This is a genomic window from Thermoanaerobacter siderophilus SR4 (assembly GCF_000262445.1).
Taxonomy (GTDB): Bacteria; Bacillota; Thermoanaerobacteria; order Thermoanaerobacterales; family Thermoanaerobacteraceae; genus Thermoanaerobacter; species Thermoanaerobacter ethanolicus.
In genome coordinates, this window is record NZ_CM001486.1 from 2,380,357 (window position 1) to 2,403,747 (window position 23,391).

20 protein-coding genes and 4 pseudogenes are annotated in these 23,391 nt (G+C 33.9%); 4 read left to right on the top strand and 20 right to left on the bottom strand.

What is annotated here, in order from left to right:
• The first annotated feature begins 433 nt into the window (after positions 1-433).
• The 4 genes from THESIDRAFT1_RS11810 to THESIDRAFT1_RS11825 are packed head-to-tail and all read left to right on the top strand — an operon-like array spanning position 434 to position 3,987.
• Positions 434-874: a MarR family winged helix-turn-helix transcriptional regulator gene (locus tag THESIDRAFT1_RS11810; RefSeq protein WP_003869777.1), complete on the top strand. Its 441-nt coding sequence runs from the start codon at positions 434-436 to the stop codon at positions 872-874.
• An 18-nt stretch (positions 875-892) separates the two neighbouring features.
• Complete coding sequence (locus THESIDRAFT1_RS11815; RefSeq protein WP_006570484.1) at positions 893-2,074, top strand: efflux RND transporter periplasmic adaptor subunit; 1,182 nt, start codon at positions 893-895, stop codon at positions 2,072-2,074.
• The gene (locus THESIDRAFT1_RS11820) at positions 2,074-2,766 is read left to right on the top strand and encodes an ABC transporter ATP-binding protein (protein ID WP_003869775.1); all 693 of its coding nucleotides are present in this window, start codon (positions 2,074-2,076) and stop codon (positions 2,764-2,766) included. Before THESIDRAFT1_RS11815 ends, THESIDRAFT1_RS11820 begins: the two co-directional genes overlap by 1 nt.
• Positions 2,767-2,778: 12 nt before the next feature.
• Positions 2,779-3,987 (top strand): ABC transporter permease, encoded by a 1,209-nt coding sequence (locus tag THESIDRAFT1_RS11825; RefSeq protein WP_006570485.1) that lies wholly within the window; start codon positions 2,779-2,781, stop codon positions 3,985-3,987.
• Between the two features lie 30 nt (positions 3,988-4,017).
• Here THESIDRAFT1_RS11825 and THESIDRAFT1_RS11830 read toward each other — a convergent pair whose 3' ends face one another.
• The 20 genes and pseudogenes from THESIDRAFT1_RS11830 to ruvC all read right to left on the bottom strand — a co-directional run bounded on the left by THESIDRAFT1_RS11830 (position 4,018) and on the right by ruvC (position 23,319).
• Positions 4,018-4,650, bottom strand: a complete 633-nt coding sequence (locus tag THESIDRAFT1_RS11830; protein ID WP_003869773.1) for an MBL fold metallo-hydrolase — start codon at positions 4,648-4,650, stop codon at positions 4,018-4,020.
• A 10-nt stretch (positions 4,651-4,660) separates the two neighbouring features.
• Positions 4,661-5,110, bottom strand: a complete 450-nt coding sequence (dtd, locus tag THESIDRAFT1_RS11835) for a D-aminoacyl-tRNA deacylase (protein ID WP_019907629.1) — start codon at positions 5,108-5,110, stop codon at positions 4,661-4,663.
• Positions 5,111-5,121: 11 nt separating this feature from the next.
• Positions 5,122-7,282: pseudogene (locus THESIDRAFT1_RS11840) on the bottom strand (RelA/SpoT family protein).
• A gap of 44 nt (positions 7,283-7,326) precedes the next feature.
• The gene (locus THESIDRAFT1_RS11845) at positions 7,327-7,848 is read right to left on the bottom strand and encodes an adenine phosphoribosyltransferase (protein ID WP_006570487.1); all 522 of its coding nucleotides are present in this window, start codon (positions 7,846-7,848) and stop codon (positions 7,327-7,329) included.
• A gap of 13 nt (positions 7,849-7,861) precedes the next feature.
• Positions 7,862-10,307, bottom strand: a pseudogene (recJ, locus tag THESIDRAFT1_RS14815) (single-stranded-DNA-specific exonuclease RecJ).
• A gap of 8 nt (positions 10,308-10,315) precedes the next feature.
• A pseudogene (ubiB, locus tag THESIDRAFT1_RS11855) lies at positions 10,316-11,984 on the bottom strand (2-polyprenylphenol 6-hydroxylase).
• Between the two features lie 82 nt (positions 11,985-12,066).
• Positions 12,067-12,978: a protein translocase subunit SecF gene (secF, locus tag THESIDRAFT1_RS11860; protein WP_003869767.1), complete on the bottom strand. Its 912-nt coding sequence runs from the start codon at positions 12,976-12,978 to the stop codon at positions 12,067-12,069.
• Between the two features lie 12 nt (positions 12,979-12,990).
• Positions 12,991-14,226 (bottom strand): protein translocase subunit SecD, encoded by a 1,236-nt coding sequence (gene secD / locus THESIDRAFT1_RS11865; RefSeq protein WP_003869766.1) that lies wholly within the window; start codon positions 14,224-14,226, stop codon positions 12,991-12,993.
• Positions 14,227-14,245: 19 nt separating this feature from the next.
• The gene (locus THESIDRAFT1_RS11870) at positions 14,246-14,803 is read right to left on the bottom strand and encodes a gamma carbonic anhydrase family protein (RefSeq protein ID WP_004401822.1); all 558 of its coding nucleotides are present in this window, start codon (positions 14,801-14,803) and stop codon (positions 14,246-14,248) included.
• Positions 14,784-16,167 (bottom strand): annotated as a pseudogene (gene scfB, locus THESIDRAFT1_RS11875) (thioether cross-link-forming SCIFF peptide maturase). The gene THESIDRAFT1_RS11870 and the pseudogene scfB overlap by 20 nt, the downstream one beginning before the upstream one ends.
• A 65-nt stretch (positions 16,168-16,232) precedes the next feature.
• Complete coding sequence (gene scfA, locus THESIDRAFT1_RS13085) at positions 16,233-16,370, bottom strand: six-cysteine ranthipeptide SCIFF (protein WP_003869763.1); 138 nt, start codon at positions 16,368-16,370, stop codon at positions 16,233-16,235.
• Between the two features lie 55 nt (positions 16,371-16,425).
• Positions 16,426-16,818: a TIGR04086 family membrane protein gene (locus THESIDRAFT1_RS11880; RefSeq protein ID WP_003869762.1), complete on the bottom strand. Its 393-nt coding sequence runs from the start codon at positions 16,816-16,818 to the stop codon at positions 16,426-16,428.
• 88 nt (positions 16,819-16,906) lie between these two features.
• Entirely contained in the window at positions 16,907-17,206 is a 300-nt protein-coding gene (gene yajC, locus THESIDRAFT1_RS11885; protein ID WP_003869761.1) for a preprotein translocase subunit YajC, read from the bottom strand.
• Positions 17,206-18,336: a tRNA guanosine(34) transglycosylase Tgt gene (gene tgt / locus THESIDRAFT1_RS11890; protein ID WP_003869760.1), complete on the bottom strand. Its 1,131-nt coding sequence runs from the start codon at positions 18,334-18,336 to the stop codon at positions 17,206-17,208. Before tgt ends, yajC begins: the two co-directional genes overlap by 1 nt.
• A gap of 40 nt (positions 18,337-18,376) precedes the next feature.
• Complete coding sequence (gene queA / locus THESIDRAFT1_RS11895; RefSeq protein WP_004401829.1) at positions 18,377-19,402, bottom strand: tRNA preQ1(34) S-adenosylmethionine ribosyltransferase-isomerase QueA; 1,026 nt, start codon at positions 19,400-19,402, stop codon at positions 18,377-18,379.
• 17 nt (positions 19,403-19,419) lie between these two features.
• Entirely contained in the window at positions 19,420-21,006 is a 1,587-nt protein-coding gene (locus THESIDRAFT1_RS11900; protein ID WP_003869758.1) for a SpoIID/LytB domain-containing protein, read from the bottom strand.
• A 23-nt stretch (positions 21,007-21,029) separates the two neighbouring features.
• Entirely contained in the window at positions 21,030-21,242 is a 213-nt protein-coding gene (locus THESIDRAFT1_RS11905; protein WP_003869757.1) for a DUF2905 domain-containing protein, read from the bottom strand.
• On the bottom strand, positions 21,235-22,251 hold the full coding sequence (gene ruvB / locus THESIDRAFT1_RS11910) for a Holliday junction branch migration DNA helicase RuvB (protein ID WP_004401833.1): 1,017 nt from the start codon (positions 22,249-22,251) through the stop codon (positions 21,235-21,237). The genes THESIDRAFT1_RS11905 and ruvB overlap by 8 nt, the downstream gene beginning before the upstream one ends.
• Positions 22,252-22,261: 10 nt before the next feature.
• Entirely contained in the window at positions 22,262-22,825 is a 564-nt protein-coding gene (gene ruvA / locus THESIDRAFT1_RS11915; RefSeq protein WP_003869755.1) for a Holliday junction branch migration protein RuvA, read from the bottom strand.
• Positions 22,822-23,319: a crossover junction endodeoxyribonuclease RuvC gene (ruvC, locus tag THESIDRAFT1_RS11920; RefSeq protein WP_003869754.1), complete on the bottom strand. Its 498-nt coding sequence runs from the start codon at positions 23,317-23,319 to the stop codon at positions 22,822-22,824. Before ruvC ends, ruvA begins: the two co-directional genes overlap by 4 nt.
• Positions 23,320-23,391: the final 72 nt, after the last annotated feature.

A 23,391-nucleotide genomic window follows, 5' to 3' on the forward strand; every position in this document is an offset into this window, starting at 1 on the left:
AACCCCTCGTCTGCAACAATTTGCAGGGACGAGAGGTTAAATCCCGTGGTGCCACCCTGATTTGGACTCATTCCCTTAACGCAGGTTCACGGAGCCAGCCTACATTATCGACTGGTCTGCTCACAGGTGTCATTCACAATAGCATAAGTATAAAGATACTCTCAGTCGCGGTATCTTCTCCCTGTATACCTGCTATTGCTACTCTCCTGGTCATCGCATTTATCCCTCATTTTATTTGATATTATACATTATACTATTATTAGCTGTCAATCACAATTATCTTTTTATATTTTTATCGCTAATTGGGCATTGTTCTACAATGTTTTTTTATACTTTTATAATATCTCACCCAGCTATTGACAAAAAAATTTTAGTGAGTTAATATTTTTATATACAAAATATTTTATATTGAAAATTTTTGGGGTGAAACTTTATGAACAAGGATTGCGATAGTAAGCTTTTATATGATTTGTTGCGTACAATTAGACAAAAACTCAACAACCAATTGAGAGCAAACAACCTCTCTGAATTTCAAAAAGACCTCACAATTGGAGAACAACAAGTAATAATGGTTTTAAGTGAGAATAAAAATACTCCAATATACATGAAAGATATTGCCTCAGAACTAGATATTTCTCCCAGTACCCTTACAAGTATAGTAGATAAACTTGTAGAAAAAGGTTTAGTTCAAAGGGACTTTGATTTAGAAGATAGAAGAAAAATACAAATTTCTTTAACAAAAAAAGGAGAAGATATATATAAACATTTAGTAGACTTTAGAATGAAAGTTTTACAGCCAATTTTTGAAAAACTCTCTCCCCAAGAAATAGAAACATTAAAAAGCATATTGCAAAAAATTAAAGAAGAACTATAATTTTGAAGGTGGTGCTTTATGAAAAACAGTGTAAAAACGTTTTTAATAGTCTTAGTCATCTTAGCAATTGTGGCTTCTACCGTTTATGCAATCTCTATAAAAAACAAAAACTCTGCTTCCACTGTAGAGGTAAATGCTGCTAAAGTTGAAAAAGGTGATATAGTTTCTTTATTCTCTACCACAGGAGTAGTAGAATCAAAGTCCAAACAAGAATATTACATATTATCTCCCACTAAAGTTTTAAAAGTCTATGTATCCGTTGGAGATAATGTAAAAAAAGGAGATAAACTTCTAGAATTAGAAACACAAGATTTATCTATACAATATCAAATTGCACAAAAACAACTGGAAATGGCGCAAATGCAACTGGATGCATTAAAAAAATTAAAAGAAAAACAGTCACAACAATCCCAAGTCGCAGCTCAAATTCCAAATACCTCTTTGCCACAACAACTCCCTTCGGGAGAAAGTACAGTACAACAACCCTCCACTTCTCAGATACAAACTTCTTCTCTTAGCCTTGATGACCAAAAAAAACTCCAACAAAAACAAGTAGAAATTGCAGAATTAAATCTCAAAAATATAAAGCAAAATATGTATAAACAGCAAAAATATGTTATTGCTGAATTTGATGGGACAGTAACCATAGTAAATGCCAAAGATAATAGCTATTTTACCTCCTCTCAATTTCCTGCAATTGCAGTAGAAGACTTAAACAACTTGCAAATTGCACTTGATGTAAACCCTTATGATGCGGTAAATTTAAAAGAAGGGCAAAAAGCCTACATACATTTTGCAGATAAAACTTTTGAAGGAGTAGTCAGCAAAGTGAGTCCTACTGCAACAAAAGTAATTACTCAAACAGGAGGAGATAATGTAGTAAAAGTCTATGTGGACCTTTTAAACAATGATGGCACAATAAAGCCCGGTTTTAACGTGGATGTTGATATAAAAATTGGCGAAAAGAAAGATACAATAAAAGTTCCATCAGAAGCAATCGTAAGCGATAAAAATGGCAATGAATTTGTGTATGTAGTAGAAAATGGCATAGCTAAACAAAAGAAAGTAAAAACCGGTCTCGCTTCTGATTTAGAGACAGAAATCATAAGTGGAGTAAATGTTGGTGAAAAAGTCATACTAAACCCCACCAGTTCTATCGAAGATGGCACAAAAGTTAGCGTAAAGGGCGGGAAGGACTGATGATTGAGCTAAGCAATGTAAAAAAGGTGTACAATCTTGGAAAGATACAAGTTGATGCATTAAAAGGCGTATCTTTAAAAATAGATAAAGGTGAATATGTAGCAATTGTCGGTCCTTCTGGCTCTGGCAAATCCACTTTAATGAACATTATAGGCCTTTTAGATAAACCTACATCTGGAAGTTATAAACTCAATGGAACTGAAGTATCAACCCTAAGCGATGACCAGTTAGCTTATTTGAGAAATCGTCAGATAGGATTTGTCTTTCAATCTTTTAACCTTTTGAGCAAATTGAACGCACTGGCAAATGTAGAACTGCCAATGTTGTACGCCAAAATACCATCAAAAGAACGAAGGCAAAGAGCCCTAAGAGCTTTAGAAATAGTGGGATTAAGTGAAAGAATACACCACAAACCTAATGAGCTATCAGGAGGGCAGCAGCAAAGAGTTGCTATTGCCCGTGCTATTGTGATGAATCCTTCTTTTTTGCTAGCAGACGAACCAACAGGAAATCTTGACACAGCTTCTAGCATTGAAATAATGAAAATCTTTTATCAACTCAATGAATCGGGTACTACAATAGTAATGGTTACACATGAGCAAGATATTGCAAATCATGCAAAAAGGATAGTCCGCTTAAGAGATGGAAATATTATAGAAGATACGCTTGTTCCAAACAGAATAACTTATTAGCAGGTGATAAATATGTATATTTGGGAAGCAGTAAAAGTGGCAATTGACAGCATATTGAGTAACAAATTGAGAGCTTTTTTAACGATGTTGGGAATTATAATAGGCATTGCTTCAGTTATAACAATTGTCTCTTTAGGAACAGGTGGCCAAAAGGCTATATTAGGTGAATTTGAAAAAATCGGTGTAAATGTGTTTTCTATTAAAACAAGAAATGACGTAGAAATTAGAGATAGCGATAGATTAGCTATTAGAGATGTAGAAATGATTAGAAAAAGATTGTCTTCTGTAAAATACGCTGCGCCAATTGCAGAAAAAATGGGACTTGCCAAAACAGACAAAGTTACTAAAAGAGCCCTTTTTATAGCTACAGATTTTGATTATGGAAATGTTTCTAACTTAAAAGTAATCTATGGACGATTTTTAAATGAAAAAGATATTCTTTTAGGAAGAAACGTAATACTTATCGATAAAGACTCAGCTAAAGAACTTTTTGGCTATGAAGATTGCGTAGGAAAAAGCATCAAAATAGGCAGCTATTCCTCCTTTGACACAGCAAAGATAATTGGCGTCATTGACAGTGGAAATTTAAAAAGCTTAGGCGGGTCAATAGCTGATCAAATACCTGTAATAGCTGCAATTCCAATAACTTACGCACAAAAAATTTTTCCAGACGTTAATATCTCGCAAATTTACGTAATGACCTATAACCAAAACCAATTAGATGAAACATCCTCCCAAACCGTGCGTTTGATAGAATCATTACATCACAACAAAAACAAATACAAGACAGAAAACCTCATAAGTTTTTTGGAAGAATTTAATAGAATATTAGGAATATTTACAGCTGTCATAGGTGCCATTGCGGGTATTTCTCTTTTAGTCGGTGGAATAGGGATTATGAATATAATGCTTGTATCTGTAACGGAGCGCACAAGAGAAATAGGAATAAGAAAAGCAATAGGAGCAAGACAAAAGGACATATTGACACAGTTTTTGATTGAAGCAGTTACAATTTCTCTTATAGGTGGAGCAATAGGTATTTTCTTAGGGTATATTTTAGCAAATATAGTCGGGCCCTTTATTGATATAACTCCAGTCTTTTCAATAAATACAATATTAATCGCTTTTCTCTTCTCAACAGCAGTAGGGATATTCTTTGGAATCTATCCCGCACAAAAAGCCGCCAAATTAGACCCAATTGTAGCATTACGATATGAATAAAAGCAAGAGGAATAACCTCCTCTTGCTTTTTCACTCCATCAAATCCCTTAAAAACATATTAAGTCTCTTTTCCTTGCCAATAGTTGAAGAGTCCCCATGACCGGGGTATATTGTAACATCATTTCCTAAAACTAAAAGTTTATTTTTTATAGAGTCCATTAAAGTAGAAAAATCTCCTCCTGGAAAATCGTATCTTCCTATAGAGCCTTTAAATAGGATATCGCCGGTAAAACATACATTATTAATTTTAAAACACACTCCTCCTTTTGTGTGCCCTGGGGTGTATATAACTTCTACGCTGTATTTTCCAAAAGTTAAAGTATCACCGTCACTTAATAAAATATCTGCAGGATTGCATAGTATTTTTTTATAGACCATTTCAGATAAGTTTAAACTAGGGTCTAAAAGCATAGGAGCGTCTTCTTTTGAAATGGCAACTCTTGCTTGAGTTAGTTTTTTCAGCTCTTCTACTCCACCTATGTGATCAAAATGCCCATGTGTGAGTAAAATATATTTTACATTTAAATTGTTAGTAATAATATAATCTTGTATTTCAGATGAATATTCCCCTGGGTCTATTACAATTGCTTCCCTCTCTTCTTCGTCAGAAACAATATAGCAATTGGCTCCATAAAGTCCTACCATATACCTTTGTATTTTCATAAACTCACTCCTAAAATATTTTTTTAGAATCAATAAGTATAGTAACAGGCCCGTCATTTTCAATTAATACTTTCATCATGGCCTGAAATTTACCTGTTTTGACACTCACACCTCTTTTTTCAATCTCATTTACTAATAAATTAAAATACTTCAAAGCCTCTTCCGGCTTTTGAGCCATCATGAAATTAGGCCTTCTCCCTTTTCTCACATCCCCCAACAAAGTAAATTGAGAAACGAGGAGTATTTCCCCTCCTACATCCAAAAGAGATAAATTCATTTTTCCCTCTTCATCTTCAAAAACACGCAAATTTACTATTTTATCCGCCATATAGGCTACGTCTTCTTCTGTATCATCAACAGAAATACCTACTAAAACAACAAATCCTTTCCCTATTGAACCTATAACTTGGCCATCTACACTAACTTCTCCCCGAGTCACCCGTTGAACAACTGCTCTCAACAAAATCACCTCTATGCACTTAATCGGTAAACATCCATTACTCCCTCTAAAGCTTTTAATTTATTCATAACTTTTTCTAGTTGCTCTTTTGAAGTAATCTCTAAAGTTAAGTTTATAATTGCAATATTGTCTCTCGTTGTTCTCGCATTGACAGCTTTTACAGCAATTTTTACATCTGCAAGAACACTTGTAACTTCTGTTAAAAGCCCAAATCTATCATTGGCCATAATCTGTATATCAGCTTGATAAGCGATGTTCTTACCTTGATCCCACTCTACTTCTACAATCTTGTTCCTATCAAAAAGGTATTCTTTTATATTGGGACAATCTTTTCTGTGAATAGAAATACCCCTTCCTTTAGTCACATAACCTATTATTTCATCACCCGGAACAGGAGAACAACATTTTGCAAACCTCACCATTACATTGTCTACACCTTTTACAATGACCCCCGTTCCGCCTGTTTTCTCTTTTTTCTTTCCAGCCTTATCAATTGGAACGGACTTTAAACCTATTTCTTTCTGAGATTTTTTTGATTTCTTCTTTAATTCTCGGTATTACCTGATTTAAAGTTAACCCTCCATAACCAATTGTTGCATATAAATCCTCTATTGTGTGAATGTTGAGTTTTTTAAGCACTTCCTCCCATATCTCACTTTTTATCATAGCAGGTTGTATTCCATGACGCCTGAGGTCTCTTTCTAACATTTCCTCGCCGCGAGCGATATTTTCTTCTCTTTTTTCTTTTTTAAACCACTGTCTGATTTTGTTTCTCGCTTGAGAACTTTTGACAATCTGGAGCCAGTCTCTACTTGGACCTCTGTCTTTATTTGGACTTACTAATATCTCAACAATATCACCGTTTTTTAATTGATAATTTATAGGGACTATTTTACCGTTTACTTTAGCACCATTTAATCGATGACCTATTTCAGTGTGTATGCTGTACGCAAAGTCAATAGGAGTAGACCCCGCTGGAAGATTTATGACATCCCCTTTAGGAGTAAAGACAAAAACCTCATCTGTAAAAAGATCAATTTTTAATGTTTCCATAAACTCTTTTGCATCTTTTAACTCTTTCTGCCATTCTAAAAGCTGCCTAAGCCAAGAAAGCTTTTGGTCAAATTCGTCCTCTGTAGTCTTACCCTCTTTATATTTCCAATGGGCTGCAATACCGTATTCTGCCGTTTTGTGCATCTCCCATGTTCTTATTTGTATTTCAAAAGGTTCTCCTTTAGGACCTATTACTGTAGTATGAAGGGATTGATACATATTAGGTTTTGGCATAGCGATATAATCTTTAAATCTTCCAGGAATTGGCTTCCATAAAGTATGCACAATTCCTAATACGCCGTAACAGTCTTTTACGGTGTTAACAATTATCCTCACTGCTAACAAATCGTAAATTTGCTCGAAAGTTTTATTTTGCGTTTTCATCTTTTTGTAGATACTGTAAAAATGTTTAGGTCGCCCATCTACTTCTGCTTGTATTCCCATTTCTTTTAATTTCTCTTTAATTGTAGTTATGATATTTTGTATAAACTCTTCTCTTTCTTTTCTTTTGGCAGCAACCTTTTCTACGAGGTCATAATACTCCTCCGGATGCAAATATCTCAAACACAAGTCTTCTAATTCCCATTTTATCTTAGATATTCCTAAGCGATGAGCAATAGGGGCATAAATCTCTAAAGTCTCTTCCGCTTTTTCTTTTTGTTTGTCAAGAGGTAAATATTTGAGAGTTCTCATGTTGTGAAGCCTGTCAGCCAGTTTTATGAGTATCACTCTAATGTCTTTTGCCATTGCTATAAGCATTTTTCTCATATTTTCTGCCTGTTGCTCTACTTTGCTCTTGTATTCTATTTTACCAAGTTTTGTAACTCCATCAACCAAATCAGCAATTTCTTTTCCAAAATTTTCCATTAATTGGTCATAAGTTACATCTGTGTCTTCTATTACATCATGTAAAAGGCCTGCTGCAATAGTGGTAATATCTAATTCCAGGTCAGCCAAAATATATGCAACTTCTATGGGATGAACAATATATGGCTCTCCTGAGTTTCTCATTTGGCCCTCATGGGCATTTACAGCAAAGTCATAAGCTTTGTATATTAACTCTAAATTTGCATCATCACCCATGTATTTTTTTATCCTATTTATCACTTTGTCCAGCATAGTTATCACACCTTATAATTAAAGTGGCTCAAAGCCACTTTTGATTAAAACTTTATTAATGAAATTATATCATATCCGTCAAGCTTTTTTCTACCATCTAAAAAAGTTAATTCAGTCAAGAAAATAATAGAATCTACAATTCCCCCTAAGCTTTCCACCAATTTTGCAGAAGCGTAAATTGTGCCTCCTGTCGCCAACAAATCGTCGACTATCACTACTCTTTGTCCCTCTAAAACAGCATCTTTGTGTATTTCAAGAGAATCTGTCCCATATTCCAGTTCATATTCATGGCTTAAAGTCTCTGCCGGCAATTTACCCGGTTTTCTTACAGGAACAAATCCTACTCCTAATCTGTAAGCCAGTGGCGCTCCAAACAAAAAGCCTCTTGCTTCCGGAGCAGCAATGAGATCAAATTTTCTCCCTTCCAATGCCTTAGCCAGCATTTCTATAGAATAATTAAAAGCTTTCGCATCTTTTAAAACAGGTGTAATATCTTTAAATTTTATTCCTTTTTTAGGAAAATCAGGTATTTCTCTAATCATCATTTTAATTTCTTCCAGCGTCATTACAAAAACCTCCTTAAATTTTCTGGCTGACAATGAACTTGGCAAATTCAATAAACTCTTTTTTAGCTGAAAATATCTGTTGCATTATTTGAGTTTGTTCAATATTAACCTTTTGTGACACAGAATTTTTACTTAACATAAAAATATTATCACGTTCTTTTACATTTATCAATCCTATTTCTTTCATTGCTTTTATGCAAAATGAAAATTTTATTGGATTTAAATTCAGTTGTGGATGCAAATGATCTTTAAATAAAATGTTGTTTCCTTCTTCTATAAATTTGTAAAGTTTAATAAAGTCCTTTCTTTGAGGAAAAATTTCGTCAAAGGATTTTAAGTTATAATATATATCTGCTTCTTTAAAAACTAAATGAATCCTCTTTCCTTGTGAATGAGAAAGGATGCGGTAAAAGATTTCTTTTTTAAATGGTATATCGTAAATAATTATATCATCATAGTACTTCAATGGTTTTAAAGAATTTGGGAAAAATAGTATACCATTTTCCTTTTCACAATCTCCATTACATAATGAAAAATCCAAAAACTTTTCTTTTCTGAGATATCTAAGTAATGACTTAAGTTCTACAACTGTATTTACTATGACAACCGTTTTGCCTTCTCTTTTAAAAAGTTTCAGCACATATTCCCACTTGTTATTAATTCCTCTTTGGTCAATTATATAATCAACTTTTTTGTCTATCTCTTTTTTCTCGGGCTGATACTCTACCATGATTTTGCTCAAGTTTTTATAATAGGAAAACAAAGGTAACTTAATTCTTAAATCTTTTACATTTATCATTACTGACTCTATACCATTCCAGTTGTTTATTTCAATGCTTCCCACAACATCTATTATATCTCCTATTTTTACATCGTTTCCCTTGTCTGATACATCAAATAACATAAGCTCATACACAAACTTGTCTTTTTGTGCGATGATTTTTTTGTATTTTCCACCATTTAAGTCAAATACTTTTGTAACTGTCAAACCCTCAAATAAAAAATTAGGCCGAGGATTATTGCTGCCAAAAGGTTTAAACCTTTGAACTTGTTTAGCTATTTCTATATCTATCTTTTCATTTTTAACCTTTGCATCTATTCTTAAACTTGGAATTAAATCAAGATCACTAAGCACCGTATCAGCGTATTCATTTATCTTAGTTTTAAAAATCTCCAAATTGTTTTTTTCAATATTTATTCCAGCAGCCATTTCATGACCGCCATATTTTATCAAATAATCTTTACAGTATTCTAATGCTTTATACAAATTAAAGCCTTCTATGCTTCGCCCTGAACCTTTTCCTTCCCCTTCTCCTAAACTTATAAGTATAGAAGGTCTATGAAACCTTTCTGTTATCCGGGATGCCACAATTCCAATAACACCTGGATGCCAATTTTTATCCCACAGTACAATTACTTTTTCCTTATTTAAATCAACCGTCTCTTTTATTTTTTGATTGCTTCCTGAAGTATTTGATTTTCTATTTGTTGCCTATTTAAATTTTCTTGATTTAAATATTCTGCTATCTCTTTTACTTCTTTTTCATCTTGGCTTATCAATAACCTCACAGCCGCTTCTGCACTTCTTAATCGCCCTGCAGCATTGAGGCGAGGAGCTAATATAAATCCCACATGATATTCATCAATTTCAATATTTTGCAATCCAGAAGCTTTTATGAGGGCTTTTAAACCTATATTTCGTGTTTCATTTAGTCTTTTTAGTCCTTCTTTTACAATTATTCTATTTTCTCCTAATAAAGGGACAATATCTGCAATAGTCCCTATTGAAACAATATCCAAAAGTTCATAAGCTTCTTCTCCAATAAGAGCTTGTGACAGTTTAAAAGCAACCCCTACCCCTGCCAGGTCACAAAAAGGATATTCAATATCAGGCAAATGGGGATTTATCACCACATCTGCTTGTGGTATCTCCTTAGGGATACTGTGGTGGTCAGTTATTATCACGTCTATTCCTAAAAATTGGGCTTTTTCCACTTCCTTAACAGAGGTTATACCGCAATCTACACTAATTATAAGTTTTGTTCCTCTCTGTGCAATTTTGTCTATTGCTTCTTCACTTATACCATATCCTTCAACTAATCTTTCCGGTATATAATAATCCACTTTTGCTCCTAATTTTTTAAGGTTAAATATAAAACAGAGGTGGCAGTAATTCCATCTACATCGTAATCACCGTAAATGGTGATTAGGTCCTTCAAGGCGATATGTTGTTGTATCAATTCTTTTGCCTCTTTTATCCCCCTCAGGAGATAAGGAGAATACAAATCTTTTAAATCAGGATTTAAAAAATTCTTAACTTCTTGGGCATTTAATTTTGATGAAAGTATATCAGCAATTATTTTGTGTAACCCGTATTCTCTTTGTATTTCTTGAGTAAGTTGAAGATTTGGATTTTCCTTCAAAATCCACCTGTAAATTTTGGACATCAAATCACCCACAAATTCTCCTATTTTTTTCTCCTCTCAACTATAAAGATTCGGTAGAAGACCCACAAACATAGAAATAAAGCAACTACATAACCAAAAAGCCCCAATGCATTGTAGCCGAAAACTTTATATCCCCCCTTGAAATGTCAAAACCAATGAAGAAGCTACAATCAATGCTGATGCTATGATACTTACAATAACTTTATTTACCATAATATTTAAATCGTAACGCAAGCTTTCATTTTCATCAATGTTTATTCTCACTTTTATATCGTCTTTTATAAGCTTTGTCATTATACTTTGGATTTTAGAAGGAAGTTTTCGCAATACTATTATTGCTTTATGTAAATCTTTGGAGTTTTCTTTTAATATTTTAGTTAAACTAATATTTCTCAAATATACCTGTTTTATAAAATCTTTTGCTACACTAGAAATGCTAAAATCAGGATCTAAGCTTCTGCCCACACCTTCTACTGTAGCTAAAGACTTGAGGAGTAAAGTAAACTCTGGAGGCAAGATCAGTTTGTGCTTATAAACAGTTGACATTATTTTCCTCATTGAATCGTTCACACTGATATTTTTTAGTGGAGTGTTGTAAAAATAATTTATTATATGGCTCAAATCAGACTTAAGAGTTCTAAGGTTAGTATCAGGCCTTATGGCACCCATGTCCGACAAAACTTCTATTACTTCCTCAATATCATTCTCGGCAAAGGCTTTAAAAAGGTCAATTATCATTTCTCTTGAGGATTTATCAAGGTAACCTACAATTCCAAAATCAATATAAGAAATTTTGCCATCATTTGTGATTAATATATTACCAGGATGAGGATCTCCATGGAAAAGGCCAAATTCATAAACTTGTAAAAATATGGCCCATGCTCCCTCTCTTGCAATTTTCTTTAAATCAAAGCCTTTTTTAACAAGTAAATCTCTATTTTTTACACTTATGCCTTCTACGTATTCCATTGTAAGAACGCGCTTTGTGGTGTATTTCCAATATATTTTAGGTATATATATGTAACTTTCCTTCTCAAAATTTTCTCTAAAGCGTTCGGCGTTATTCCCTTCTTGTGTGTAATCCAATTCATTGAGAAGAGATTCGGCTAATTCATCAACAATTTCTACAAAATCCAAAGGAGCATCAACTATACGCTCATTCAAAATTTTAGCAATATTCTTTAGAATTATTATATCAGCATTTATCTTTTGGGATACTTCTGGACGCTGTACTTTAACAACGACATCTTTCCCTTCTTTAATTTTTGCCCTATAAACTTGTCCAATAGAAGCTGAAGCAATAGGAGTTTCATCAAAATAAATGAAAAAATCTGATATTTTGCCTTTTAATTCACTTTCTAAAATATTCTTTATAGCTACAAAGTCTTCTGGTTCTACATCATCTTGAAGTTTAGCAAGTTCCAACAAAATATCATGAGGAATAAGGTCCCCTCTTGTACTTAAAAGTTGCCCTAGTTTTATAAATGTAGGACCTAATTCCTCCAATGTTTTCCTAATCCTCTCTCCAACTTCCATGTAATCATGACTTTTCAGTATATGAAAAGGTATATGTCCACCTTTTAACAAAATATCAGAAATAAAACCAAAGCCATTTTTTGTTAAAACCTTCAATATTTCTCTATACCTTTTGGCAATTTTTTTGTTTCTAAAAATAAAAGGCAAATTCATCGTTTCACCTCAATAAAAATATAGTAGCATTATCTCTCAGAAAAGAGATATTATGCCACTATATTTTTTATATTACTTAAACTTAAGCTTTTGCAGGTTTATTAGAGGTTTTTCTTCTCTTTTCCCTATTTTTAATTAATACCCAAAGAGGAGTAGAGATAAATATCGAAGAATATGCTCCCCAAGTTATACCAATAAGTAAAGGCAATGCGAAATCTTTCAATGCCTTAGGTCCTAAGAAATACATTAAAACTAGCATAATTAATACTGTCAAAACTACGTTTATCGACCGTGTAAGAGTCTGGTTTATGCTCACATTCGCAATTTCTGCATAATCAGATCTTCTCATACTTTTTAAATTATCTCTTATTCTGTCAAAAATTACAATAGTATCGTGAAGAGAATAGCTAAATACTGTCAAAAGAGCCGCTATAAAAGGCGAGTCTACTGTTATTTTGAAAATAGCGTAAATTGAAATTAATATTATCACATTATGCAATAATCCAACAACTGCTGCCAAGCTCATTTCAAAATTAAATCTAAAGCCTAAATAGGTAAGCATCACTGCAGAAGCTACTAAAAGCGCTAGTATCATTCCAAATTTTATCTCAGCTCCTAAAGAAGGCCCAACTTGCTGTGACATTATTAAGTCATTTTCTGTTAAGTTGTACTTTTTTTCGATATCTTTTATTATTGAAAGCCGCGTTTCATTGGAAATAGGACTTGTCTTTATTGAAACATGATCACCTTTTGTCCCTATTTTTTGTATTTGATAGTCTTTAACTTTATACTCGTTTAAAATTTTAATTATATCCTTCGTATCAAAAGATTTGCCAATTTTAAACTCCATTATTGTTCCGCCAGTAAAATCTATTCCCCAATTAAATCCATTTACAAGCATAGCTATTACGCCAATTAAAATCATAATCCCTGATATCGCAAACCAAATTTTCGTTTTGCCAATGACATCTATATGAAATCTATGTTGGTTCACTCAATTCCCCTCCTATGCTCCATAAAGTTTTATATTCTTTGTCAAGTCCATATCAAGAAGCGCATGCAACAAAAATCTCGTTACAGTTATAGCTGTGAATAAGCTGGATGTCACACCTATTAGAAGTGTTAAAGCAAATCCTTTGACATTTCCTGAACCCAAGTAGAAAAGGATAATAGCTCCAATTATAGTGGTTATATTAGCATCAAATACTGCCCTAAAAGCTTTCGCGAAGCCGGCATCTAAAGCAGGTCTTATGCTTTTACCTGCCCACAATTCCTCTTTAAATCTTTCAAAAATTAAAATATTAGTATCGACAGCCATACCTATTGACAATAAGAAACCTGCAATACCTGGCAAATCTAATGTTATATTAAATAACGCATAAACGATGAAGTTTATTAATATATATATTAATAAGGCTAAGTCTGCTACAAAACCAGGTAATCTATAAAAAGCTATCATAAACAACATAACCAGTAAAGTACCGTATATACCAGCTTTTAAGCTAGCATTCAAAGCACTCGGACCTAACGTTGCACCTACAGAACTATAAGCTATGGGTTTTAATGTGACAGGCAAAGAACCAGCTCTTATAAGTGTAGCTAATTCAGATGCTTCTTGGAAGTCCTTCAAACCAGTAATCACCGCATTTCCATTTGTGATAACACTTTGCACTGTCGGAGCTGATATTACCTTATCATCTAAAACTATTGCAATAGGTTGATTTAAAAATTTTTGAGTGGCTTCTGCAAATTTTTTTGTTCCTTCAGCATCAAGTACTAACGTAACTTCTGGTTGCTGGATTCCTGTTTGAGTTTGAGCATATACTGCTTTTGAATCTTTTACATTAGCACCTGTTAAAATAACCTGACCATCTGGACCAACAAACTTCAATTGAGCAGTTTTACCTATTATCTCTATTGCCCTATCAGGGTCATTCATGCCAGGCAACTCTACACGAATTCTATTTGACCCCTGTTGACTTATTACAGGCTGTGTCACGCCAAGAGCATCTACCCTGTTCCTTATGACTGCAATAGCTTTATTTATCGCATCTTGTGTAACATTACCTTGTGCTTCTTCTAATACATAAACGCCTCCTCTTAAGTCTAGCCCCAATCTCATGTGATCCTGTACTGGGCTTATAGAATAATTGCCTGCCTTTATTCCAAAAAAGGCTATATATGCAACTATTGCTGCAACAATGATTACAGAAAAAAATTTGATAAAACCTCTACTTCTCATTCGAATCCTCCTTCGTAGTTTAACTATTTTCTATTATATTACTTTTATTGTAAACGGTCAATTGCCCAAAGTTAGAAAAATGCAATTTTGCTAATTCTACATAATGTTCATAGGAGCGATGAATATTTTCAATTTCCTCTTGAGTAAGTTTCCTTATAACTTTTGCAGGATTCCCAAAAGCAAGACTGCCCTCAGGAATCTTTTTACCTCCTGTCACTAGTGATCCTGCTCCTATTATACAATTATCTCCTATTTCTGCATCATCTAATATAATTGCTCCCATACCTATTAGCACACTATTTCCTATCTTGCAAGCATGGACTATCGCCCCATGTCCTATTGTGCAGTAATTTCCTATATAACAGGGATGTCCCTCTGTAACATGTACAACACAATTATCTTGTATATTAGTTCCTTCTCCAACAACTATTTTATCTATATCTCCTCTTAGCACAGCCCCATACCATATATTTGCATCTTTTTTTATTTCTACATCTCCAATAACCTCTGCTGTTTCCGCTATATACGCCTCATCATCTATTTTGGGTTTCATACCCTTATATTCCTTTATAATCATTTTCCTCACCCTTTAGCATTTGATATGCTTTTATGGCAATCGCATTTTCAAAACGCCTTTTTTGCATTTCACAAGCCAGCTCATAAGGTTTATTAATATCTCCATTTATGTTGTAGTTATTTGCAAAGCAACCTCCACTACAATAGAACCTTGCCCAACATTTTGTACATTCTTCTCTTTTGTAAATATCGCTTTCCATAAATTTTTGCTGTAATTTTTTATTAGTTATACCTTCTTCAAGATTTCCTAATTTAAATTCCTCAATACCCACAAATTGATGGCAAGGATAAATATCCCCATCGGGAGTCACCGCTATATACTCGAAGCCAGCACCACAGCCTTGAAGCCTTTTTTTAACGCAAGGCCCTCCTTCTAAATCTATTTTAAAATGATAAAAAGAAAAAGGCCTTCCTTCTTCGTATCTCTCTATATATTCTTCTGCTAATCTGTCATATTCATTTAAAATTCTCTCTAAATGCTCTTCCTTTAAGGTATATTCTTTATCTTCTTTTTCAACTACCGGCTCTACAGATATTTCATAAACTCCTAAATCAGCAATGTGCAACACATCATTGGCAAAATCTAAATTTTTTGCTGTAAAAGTCCCTCTCACATAGTATTCTTTTTTCCCTCTTGATTCAACGAATTTTTTATTTTTGGAACTATTGTATCATAGGTTCCACTGCCGTTTACGCGAACCCTCATGTCGTCATTTACTTCTTTTCTTCCATCTAAACTAAGTACCACATTAGAAAAGTTTTCATTAAAATATTTTATTTTTCGTCATCCAATAGTACTGCGTTAGTTGTTATAGTAAATTTGATAGTCTTTTTGTTTTCTTTTGCCTTCTGTTTTCCATATTCTACTAATTGCTTGACTACTTCAAAATTTAAAAGGGGTTCACCGCCAAAAAAATCGACTTCAATGTTTTGCCTTTTCCCAGAACTTTTTATTAAAAAATCGATTGCTTTTTTGCCCGTCTCAAAATCCATCAACTTGCGACTACCTTTAAAATCCCCAGTAGAAGCAAAACAATATTTGCACCTTAAATTGCAATCGTGAGCAACATTTAAACACATCGCTTTTATAACAGAATCATTTCTCGACACTGCAATATCTTTATATATATCTTCTGAAAATAATAGCCCTTTTTCTTTTAATTCGTCAATTTCTGCAATAGCTTCCAGTATATCTTCTTTTTTATATTTATGTTGAAGTAAATTTACAATTTCTTCTTTTGAGTGATTTTCGTAAAAGTCCAAAATATCATAAATAATATCGTCTACCACATGGATAGAGCCACTTACCGGATCTACTACAATATTCATTCCCAGTCTTTTAAATTTATGCATTAACTCTGACATTTTTTAACCTCCATTGCAAGTTTAAATGGCAGTAACTATTTTACTGCCATTTTGAGTATTATGTATTAGTATTGACATTCTTGGTTTGCTACAGTGCAAGATGTTTTACAAGCTGATTGACAAGATGCCTGGCATTCGCCACAGCCTGGCTTTTTTAAGCTATTTTTTAACGTTGGCCTGTTAATTGTTATAACATGCTTCATTTTTCTTCCCTCCTCTTCCTGATTTATTATAACACATAAAGAGAAGGAATTGAAGCTATAAATTGATGCCTATCATACCACCTAAAGCTCCTAAAACAGCTCCCCAAGCGTATTTTACTGCCCAAGAAGAAGTAGGCCCTAATTCTTTTACAAAAAATGCTCCTAAAACTAACATAATGGTTACATATAAAATACCAGCAATTCCTCCATTTAGCCAACCCTTGTTGGTGGTATGCCTTGCAGATAAGGCACCTGATAAAACTATACCTATTATGGTTATTAATAAAGTAAGGGTAGGTAAAGTTAATTCAGATACAGCTGTAAAGGTCAAAAGCAAAGCGTAAATTATGAAAAAACTAAGAGTGATAATGTAAGCTATTAAAACTCCTGTAAAAATTCCAGTAATATTTATGCCAGTTCCCTTTTCCATGCCAAACCTTCCCTTCAAAGTCTCACCCCCACAGTTTTCTTACTAATATGTATGCTTTTTATTTTAAACATAGTACATAAAAAAAGACGCGGCAAACCGCATCTTATCACTTTTCTTCTTTTTCGTTTTTGTCACTGGCTGAGCTTATAACTCCTCCAACTGCCCATTTTGCAATCTTTAGTCTCACCTTATCTGCTCCCATTTCTAAAGTTATCACATCGTCTTTGATGTTTAAGATCTTACCATAAAAGCCGCTTTTTGTAATAATCTCATCGCCAGGTTTTAAAGAATCAAGCATTTCTCTCTCTTTCTTTTGGCGCCTTTGTTGGGGCAAAATCAACAAAAAGTAAAAGATTGCAATAAAAATAAGCATTTCAACAATTACATAAGTCGTTTGTGGATCCATCAATACTCCTCCTTATTCCTATAATATTTTTTAAAAAACTCTTTTTTAAATTCAAGCAGCCGGTCTTGCCTTATAGCTTCTCTTATTTTTCCCATCAACTTAATTAGAAAATAAAGATTATGTAAAGTAGCAAGCCTTGCTGCTAAAATTTCATTAGCCTTAAATAAATGTCTTATATAGGCTCTTGAATAATTTCTACAAGTATAACAATCACATTCTTCGTCTAAAGGAGAAAAGTCCTCCGCATAAGGAGCATCTCTTACTATTAATTTGCCCTTGCTGGTAAAAACTGTCCCATTTCTAGCAATTCTCGTCGGAAGCACGCAGTCAAACATATCAACTCCTCGTATTACTCCCTCTATAAGGTCATCAGGACTTCCCACCCCCATAAGATATCTCGGTTTGTCTTCAGGTAAATATTCTGTAGTTAAATCTACAATGTCGTACATTACATTCTTTGGTTCTCCTACGCTTAATCCACCTATAGAGTATCCAGGAAAATCCATATCTACTAATCTTTGAGCGCACTCTTTTCTTAAATCTTCATAGGTCCCTCCTTGGACAATTCCAAAAAGAGCTTGTTTTTCAGTATTTTTGTGGGCTCTTTTTCCCCTTTCAGCCCATTTAATAGTAAGTTCCATAGATTTTTTTACATAATCGTAATCTGCAGGATAAGGTGCACACTCGTCAAAAGACATCATTATATCCGAACCTAAAGCATTTTGTATTTCTATTACTTTTTCGGGAGTAAAAAAATGCCTAGAGCCATCTATATGAGACCTAAATTCTACACCGTCTTCTGTAATTTTTCTTAAAGAATTCAAGCTAAAAACTTGAAATCCTCCACTGTCTGTTAAAATTGCTCTATCCCAATTCATAAATTTATGAAGGCCACCAGCTTTTTCTATAATCTTATGCCCCGGCCTTAGATAAAGATGATAAGTGTTGCTTAAAATAATCGTCGCTCCAATTTCCTTTAATTCTTCAGGAGTCATAGATTTTACAGTTGCTTGTGTTCCTACTGGCATAAACACAGGCGTTTCTATAATTCCATGTGGAGTCTCTAATATCCCTAATCTCGCCTTAGTCTTACTATCTTTTTTTATGAGATGATACTTAATTGCTGCCATTATATCCTCCTATTCTACCTTTTGACTTGTAATCAACTGCTCAAATTATAAGCATTGCATCTCCAAAGCTAAAAAATCTATATCTCTCTTCAATAGCTACTTGATAAGCCCTCATTATGTTTTCTTTACCAGCAAAAGCCGACACCATCATAATTAAAGTGGACTCAGGTAAGTGAAAATTTGTTATCATACCATCAATCGCTTTAAATTTATATCCAGGATATATGAAAATATCAGTCCATCCACTTTTTTCTCTTATATAGCCATTTTCATCAGCTACAGTTTCGAGAGTACGAGTAGAAGTAGTTCCAACAGCTATTACTCTACCACCTTTTTCTCTTGTAGCATTTATTTCTTCAGCTGCTTCTTTTGTAACAATGTAAAACTCTTCATGCATTTTATGATTTTCTATTATTTCTTCCTTTACTGGTCTGAAAGTACCCAACCCTACGTGAAGGGTAATAAAAACAGTTTTTACTCCCATTTGCCTTATTTTTTCTAATAACTCTTCTGTGAAATGAAGCCCTGCAGTAGGAGCAGCTGCAGAACCTTCATATTTTGCATAGACAGTTTGATATCTCTCTTTGTCTTTTAGTTTCTTTTTGATATAAGGTGGCACAGGCATTTCTCCTAATTTATCTAATACTTCTTCAAATAAACCTTCATAATAAAATCTTACTACTCTTCCTCCAACTTCTGTATTGTCCAAAATTTCCGCAACCAATTCTCCATTTCCAAAAACAACTCTTGTCCCTACTTTAGCTCTTCTGCCAGGCTTTACTAACGTTTCCCACTCATTTACTGATAATCTTTTCAAAAGAACAAATTCTATCTTTCCTCCTGAGTCTTGTCTTCGTCCTATAAGGCGCGCAGGAATAACTTTTGTATCATTTAAAACAAGACAATCTCCCGCTTTTAAATATTTTGTTATATTTTTAAAAATATCGTGTTGAACCTCACCAGTTTTTCTATTTAAAACCATTAAACGAGAACTAGACCTATCTTCTAAAGGTTCTTGTGCAATTAATTCTTCTGGTAATTCAAAATAAAACTCGCTGCGTTTCATTTTTTTGCGCCATCCTTTTACAGAGTTTTATTGTTTATAGTATCGTATACCTCAATACCTTTGTAATAGTATTTTAAAATATAAATGTAATTATACCCATGGTCCGCCAGTCCTCTTGCCCCATACTGGCTTAACCCTACCCCATGTCCATAACCACTGCCTTTTATAGTATAAACTTCACTGGGCTTGTCTGTCTTTTTTAATTCTTTAATACCATTTGCTCCTACAACATAAAGGGTATCTTTAGAAACCCTCGTTATACCTTCATTATTTTGAATATTTATCTCATTTAAAGAAACTTTTTGCGAATCACTGTAAGAAGAAGTCACGTACACTTCAAATTCACTGCTGCCATCGCCCTTTATATCAATCATAGTGCTTTTTAGTCCAAAAAAAGATCGTATATCTCCTTTTTTCAATGCGAAAGTCCCTTTTGTACCATAAATAGTGACAGTAATCGCTCTTCCAGTCCAGCTTTTCTCAGTGACCTTTACATCTACTATATCTCCTATATCCTGTCCTTTACTTAACAGCAGGTTTTTTATCTGGTCTTTTGTGTAAGTGACTGTCCAACTGTCATTAGCACTGCTATAGCCAAAAACGTATTTATCTTCCACACCTTTTAAGTAAGGAACATCAGCAGAAAAATAATTATTATTGTCTTCGGTATATCCCCCACTATGGGAATGATAAAGGGCATCTATAAGACTTCCTTGATATATAGCGACTACACCTTTTGTTTCATCTACCGCTTTGTTTGTAGAAGAAGATTCTCCATCATACCCTTTGTAAACTTGTGTTTTATCATCATCTGTCAAATCAAATCCATATTTTCCATATCTCCCTATATTTTTCGCTGCATAAGTTCGCGCTGCAACTGCCTGGGCTTTTAGAGCTTCTATATTCCACCATGCCGGCATCTCAGCCGGCACAACACCATATAAATATTCTTCCAATGGCACAACATTTATAGCAGTCATGTCACTGTCTTGTTGCCTTCTAAATTCAAACATGCCTCTGTAACGTTTTGATTCTATCGCAAGGGGCATGCCATCAGGATTAAGTTTACTTACATATAAATCATCCTTCATATTAAATAAAAACAGGTTTTTTGTCCCATTGCTTATTAAAATATTTTTATCCGGCAACACTTTGGATATATTGGTATAATTTTTGGAAAAAATTTCATAGGCAGATTGCAAATCCGGAAGCGCCAAATAAGGTCCTATGTATACATGATATTTGCCATCAAATCCTATAAAAGCATTCGGAATTTGGTTTGCTATTTTAGCGTAATCAGCATTCACCATGTCCAGATTATCATAGCTTCCCACCATTAAATAGAAATTATCATCTTTTGCAACTTGTATGTTTTGCATGCTGGTGCTAAAAATATTAATCAAATTTCCTGTATTGTCTTGATAAGCAAAATTAAAACCTCCGGGAGAAGAAAGCTGGTAAGAAGATTTCGCAGTTTGTCCATAAAAAAGCCCTACTTTTATAACCTTCGGAATGCTGATATCAGCATTCACGGTAGGATAAGGTGAGAGAGTTAAAATCATGACACTAATTATACTCCCTATTATAAATTTTTTCAACCTCACAAAATACAACCCCTTTTCATATGTTATCTTCTAAAAAGCCAAAAAATTAATGTTAAAAACAGGCTCAATAAAAGGCTTGTCATAATAGGAAAATAAAAAGTGAAATTTCCTTTTTGATAAACTATATCTCCCGGCAAACGTCCTAAACCAATTTTTGAACCTACAGAAAAAAGCACCCCTATTAAAATTAATATAGCTCCCATAAATATCAACATTTTACCAAAATTATCAAACACCTTCTATCCTCCCCTGTTCTATATAAGGATATTTAAGGTAATCATAAGCTAATTTTGTAACAACTCTTCCTCGCGGAGTCCTGTTTAAAAAACCTATTTGTAAAAGATAAGGTTCATAAACATCCTCTATTGTATCCCCATCTTCTCCTATTGATGCAGCAATAGCATCGATTCCTACAGGACCACCGCCAAACTTTTCTATAATAGAAACCAAAATCTTTCTATCAATGTATTCTAATCCCATCTCATCTACACCTAATACGTCCAGCGCTTCTTTGGAAGTTTTAAAATCAATGTATCCATTTCCTCTTACTTGTGCGAAATCTCTCACCCGTTTTAGAAGTCTATTGGCAATTCTCGGAGTCCCCCGTGACCTTTTAGCAATCTCCAAAGCTGCATCTTCATCAATTCCAATGTTTAAAATATTCGCTGACCTTTTAATTATTTCTTTTAATTCCTCCACTGAATAGTAATCCAAGCGGTTTATAACCCCAAATCTGTCTCTCAAAGGAGAAGTCATAAGAGCAGCCCTTGTCGTAGCCCCAATTAAAGTAAAGCGCGGAAGACTAAGCCTTATAGACCTGGCACTTGGGCCTTTTCCTATTACTATATCCAATTCAAAGTCTTCCATTGCAGGATATAGAATCTCTTCTACACTTCTATTAAGCCTGTGAATCTCATCTATAAAAAGTATGTCATTTTCCTGTAAATTAGTTAAGATGGCTGCCAAATCTCCCGACTTTTCTATAGCAGGACCTGAGGTTATTTTTATTCCTACTCCCATTTCATTAGAAATTACTGTGGCTAAAGTCGTTTTTCCAAGGCCAGGAGGACCATATAGTAGGACATGGTCAAGGGGCTCTTTTCTCATCTTAGCGGCTTCTATGTAAATTTTTAATTCCTCTTTTATCTTTTGCTGACCTATATACTCAGAAAGCCACCTAGGACGCAAACTGTATTCAGAGGCATCTTCCTGTGTAAAACTTTGAGTTAGTATTCTCTCCTCCATTCAATTCACCCTATTTCATTAATTTTTTCAAAGCTTGCTTTACAGCTTCTTCTACGCTATCACAGGTGATATCTGCCAAAGCATAAATAGCTTCACTTTTGGTATAACCCAAAGCTAATAAAGCTTCTAAAGCCTCATTTGAAAAATTATTATCACCTTCAAAAACTATTTCTTTTGGAAGCTTATCTTTTAATTCCAAAATAATTCTCTCAGCAGTCTTCTTGCCTATTCCCGGAGCTATCGTAAGAGCTTTATAATCGCCTACGTTAACTGCTTTTACAAAATTATCAATAGAAACCACGGACAAAATAGACAAAGCTCCTTTAGGCCCTACACCACTAACAGACAATAATTTCTCAAATAAATCTAACTCTTCTTTTGTTTTAAAGCCAAAAATTTGGAAACCATCTTCTCTCATATGTAAATATGTATAAAGCTTGGTTATATTTCCTTTAGAAGGTAAAACTTTCAAAGTAGAAAATGGGACAAAAACCTTTATACCTATACCCATAAAGTCAATCACTACATAATCTTGTCCAATATCTTCAATCATCCCTCTAATATACTCAATCATCTTGAATACCCCAGCTTTTCAATCATATTGTTACTGTGACAATGGCATATAGCAACTGCCAATGCATCAGCTACATCGTCAGGTTTAGGAATTTCCTCAAGATTTAATAAAACCTTCACCATTTGTTGGACTTGATATTTATCTGCTCTTCCGTACCCTACCACTGCTTGTTTAACTTGCAAAGGAGTATATTCAAAAACCTTTATTCCCGAATTGACAGCAGCTAAAATAGAAACTCCTCTGGACTCCCCAATAGTTATGACAGTCTTTGCGTTTTTATTATAAAAAAGCTCTTCTATAGCTACTACATCAGGACTGTAAGATTTTATAAGTGATATAATTCCATTATATATATCGTGTAGGCGCAAAGCCTTATCAATACCAGCTTTTGTAGTAACTGCACCGTAGTCTATAACAGTAAACTTATTGGATTTGTAATCTATTATACCATAGCCCATTATGGCAATTCCAGGATCTATCCCTAATACCCTCATTATATCTCCTCTCCTTTTATTTATTTTAACATCAATGGACTTTATAAACAAGAAAAAGTTCTCCTAAACGCA